Raw genomic sequence first — 2,516 nt, 5'->3', positions numbered from 1 at the left:
TCCCAGGAGCCCGCACCGCGGCTGATCGCCACCGCGGCCGTACTGGACCCGGGCTCAGCCCGGCTCCGCCCCCTGCCGTGGGCGCGGACGGCGCCGACGACGTCCAGGTGGCCGTGGCGCTGGGCGCCTTCACCGCCCTGGCAGCACTGACCGCTCACCTGACCCGCCAGCGCCTGCGCCGCCCCTGACCCCCCGGACCGAGCCCGCCCCATCCGGTTCGTCTGCGGCCGCCACGATGGCCCTCACCGGCGTCAAGCGGGTGGCCCGCTACGCCAGCTTCGAGGAGATGCTGGATGCCGAAGGCGCGGCCAACGTCAACCCCGACAGCCCCCGCGAGCAACAATTGGCCAACATCCGCCGCATCTACGGCCCCGAGAAGGAAGCCCCCGGCGTGCTGACCATCAAGATCGAACTCCTCCAGCCTGCCACCGCATGAGACACCATTGTCCTGTCACCACGACGAATGGCCCGCGCATCGCGTCGGGCCATCGTCAGCTCTGGACCCCCACGCGGCAGGAGGCCGGCATGCACGGCAGGGACGGCACGTACACCGTCGATGTGAGGCATCCGGCACGCGGTAGGTCCGGATTCGTCTCGCTCAAGGTCGAGGCCACTGATGCCGCGGGCAGCTCGGTGAAGCAGTCCGTGATCCGCGCCTACCGGCTCGGCTGACTCCTGAGCGGGCGACAGCAATGAGGTAGGGGTTTCCCCAAGGGAAAGCCCTACCTCATTCAGGAGGCCGGCGGCAGAGGCCGCCGGCGGATCGGCGAACGACGTGCCGAAGCGCCCGTGTGCTCGCCGCGGAGCTTGCTGTGCCCCAGGCCATGACCATGCTGGGGCTGCGGCGACAAGCCCAAGAACGACGCGGCGGGCACGTCGCTTGGCGGCGCCGATCCCGGTTGGTGAGCTGGATGTGCGCCACTCGGGCAAGCCTGACCTGGTGATCGGACGGGATGCCCACGCCGAAGCAACGGCATAGGCCTCAAGCGAGGCGTAGGGCTTCATGGCCTTCAGTGGTCGTTCCTGCCCTTCGGGCGAGGCGTGACGGTGTCCATCGTGAACGTAGTCCACGTGGACGTCGTGGGGGACGGCCACGTGTCCGCAACCGGGTCCATGCTCGTGCGGTGATCGACGTGCTGGCGGTGTTCGGCAGTCGCTGACATGTCCAGACTCCCTATCGGTTCGTCACCGAAGATTCGTTGTAGGGATGCTCTGCTACATTTCAGGTTACGCCTTAAATCATGATATTGGACTGATTCTTACTCGGCAGCCAGCCCCGGCACTGGGCCAGAGTCCAACCGTACGGCTGCACCAACGCTTCCGGGGGGCATTGGATTTGCATGTGCACAGAACACCCACAGAGTTCTATACCAGACAGAAACCCAATTCTGTCTGGTATAGTATTCGCAAGTTGCTTAACCCGCGTTAACGCCGTTCGGCGCCCGGCATGACAATCGCCCACGCAGAGTAGATTTCGCGTCCATGGGCTCAGAAGAGAACAATGCGAGTGAGAATCACCTGCTGGCTCTTCCGGTCAATGCGGTATTCGGCGATGCCGAAACCCCTGGGTATGAGAATCTCCCGCCAGTCCGCATCGAGGCCGACCTGTTCGCTACCAGCAAGCCAAGGGTTCTCACAGATGGCGACGGTGAGCGCAACGACCGTTGAGAAGACTTCCGGGGAGACGGATGGATGGGCGAGCGTTTCGGCCACGACCTCCGACGGCACGACCGGCCATAGATCGTCCTCGCTCACTGGCCGCCGAACTCCTGCCGTCGGCGTCGAACGTCCTGCATCGAAGTGGTGGGCAGGGTTCCCGCTTCGGCTGCTGCCCGGATGCGGTCGCGATCGGGATCGGTGTCGAGCATCGCTCGCCCCCACCAGGCATTGAGCACGCTGTCCAGCTCAGGACCCTGCTGCGCTTCGAGAAGTTCGGCGAAGAACTGTGCCCGCCGGCTGCCCTGGAGTGCGCCAGAGATGCCGCCGATCGTCCTCGGCACTCTCGGATGTTCCGCTGTACCACCGTGTACCGGTTGAGCGCTCATGACACCGCCTTTCACGTCCCCACCCTACGATGAGATCGCTGCTCTTCGCTGGGGTGTGACAGCGCAGGCGGCCGGGTTCGCGTGGCTGCCCTCCCTGTTGTCCTCCGCACTGAGAGGGCGATTCGAGAGTTCATGCCTGTGATGTCGCAGTGTGGTTGAGTGAATCTGTAGCGTTATGCCTGCCTGGTGGGCGTGGGTGTGCTGGGATGGCGGCGTGAGTGAGCGCAAGCCATATGCGAGCGACTTATCCGATGAGCGGTGGGCCCTGATCGAGCCGGTCATCACGGCCTGGAAGGCCGCGCACCCCTCGGTCAGCGGCCATCAGGGCAGATACGAGATGCGGGAGATCGTTAACGCCCTGCTGTACCAGAGCCGCACCGGCTGCCAGTGGGGCATGCTGCCCCACGACCTGCCACCTCGTAGCGCAGTGGTCTACTACTACACCGCCTGGCGCAGGGACGGCATCGACAA

6 protein-coding genes are annotated in these 2,516 nt (G+C 65.2%); 4 read left to right on the top strand and 2 right to left on the bottom strand.

Annotated elements, in window-relative coordinates:
• The 3 genes from ACTWPW_RS63785 to ACTWPW_RS63775 all read left to right on the top strand — a co-directional run.
• On the top strand, positions 1-188 hold a 188-nt coding region (locus ACTWPW_RS63785), incomplete at its 5' end, for a hypothetical protein (RefSeq protein WP_443174974.1).
• A gap of 47 nt (positions 189-235) precedes the next feature.
• The gene (locus ACTWPW_RS63780) at positions 236-436 is read left to right on the top strand and encodes a hypothetical protein (protein WP_443174973.1); all 201 of its coding nucleotides are present in this window, start codon (positions 236-238) and stop codon (positions 434-436) included.
• Between the two features lie 89 nt (positions 437-525).
• Positions 526-672: a hypothetical protein gene (locus ACTWPW_RS63775; protein WP_443174972.1), complete on the top strand. Its 147-nt coding sequence runs from the start codon at positions 526-528 to the stop codon at positions 670-672.
• 816 nt (positions 673-1,488) lie between these two features.
• Here the strand turns inward: ACTWPW_RS63775 and ACTWPW_RS63770 are convergent.
• On the bottom strand, positions 1,489-1,755 hold the full coding sequence (locus ACTWPW_RS63770; protein ID WP_443174971.1) for a hypothetical protein: 267 nt from the start codon (positions 1,753-1,755) through the stop codon (positions 1,489-1,491).
• Positions 1,752-2,000: a hypothetical protein gene (locus ACTWPW_RS63765; protein ID WP_443174970.1), complete on the bottom strand. Its 249-nt coding sequence runs from the start codon at positions 1,998-2,000 to the stop codon at positions 1,752-1,754. The genes ACTWPW_RS63770 and ACTWPW_RS63765 overlap by 4 nt, the downstream gene beginning before the upstream one ends.
• Before the next feature lie 259 nt (positions 2,001-2,259).
• Between ACTWPW_RS63765 and ACTWPW_RS63760 the strand changes: the two genes are divergently transcribed.
• On the top strand, positions 2,260-2,516 hold a 257-nt coding region (locus tag ACTWPW_RS63760; RefSeq protein WP_443174969.1), incomplete at its 3' end, for a transposase.

This window comes from Nonomuraea sp. KM90 (assembly GCF_052246675.1).
In the GTDB taxonomy this organism is placed as follows: domain Bacteria; phylum Actinomycetota; class Actinomycetes; order Streptosporangiales; family Streptosporangiaceae; genus Nonomuraea.
The sequence above is the reverse complement of the archived record's forward strand: the minus strand, read 5'-3'. Positions and strand labels throughout refer to the sequence as shown.

Coding starts and splice junctions, on each gene's coding strand:
- ACTWPW_RS63780 (WP_443174973.1), top strand. CDS start 236: ATGGCCCTCACCGGCGTCAAGCGGGTGGCCCGCTACGCCAGCTTCGAG.
- ACTWPW_RS63775 (WP_443174972.1), top strand. CDS start 526: ATGCACGGCAGGGACGGCACGTACACCGTCGATGTGAGGCATCCGGCA.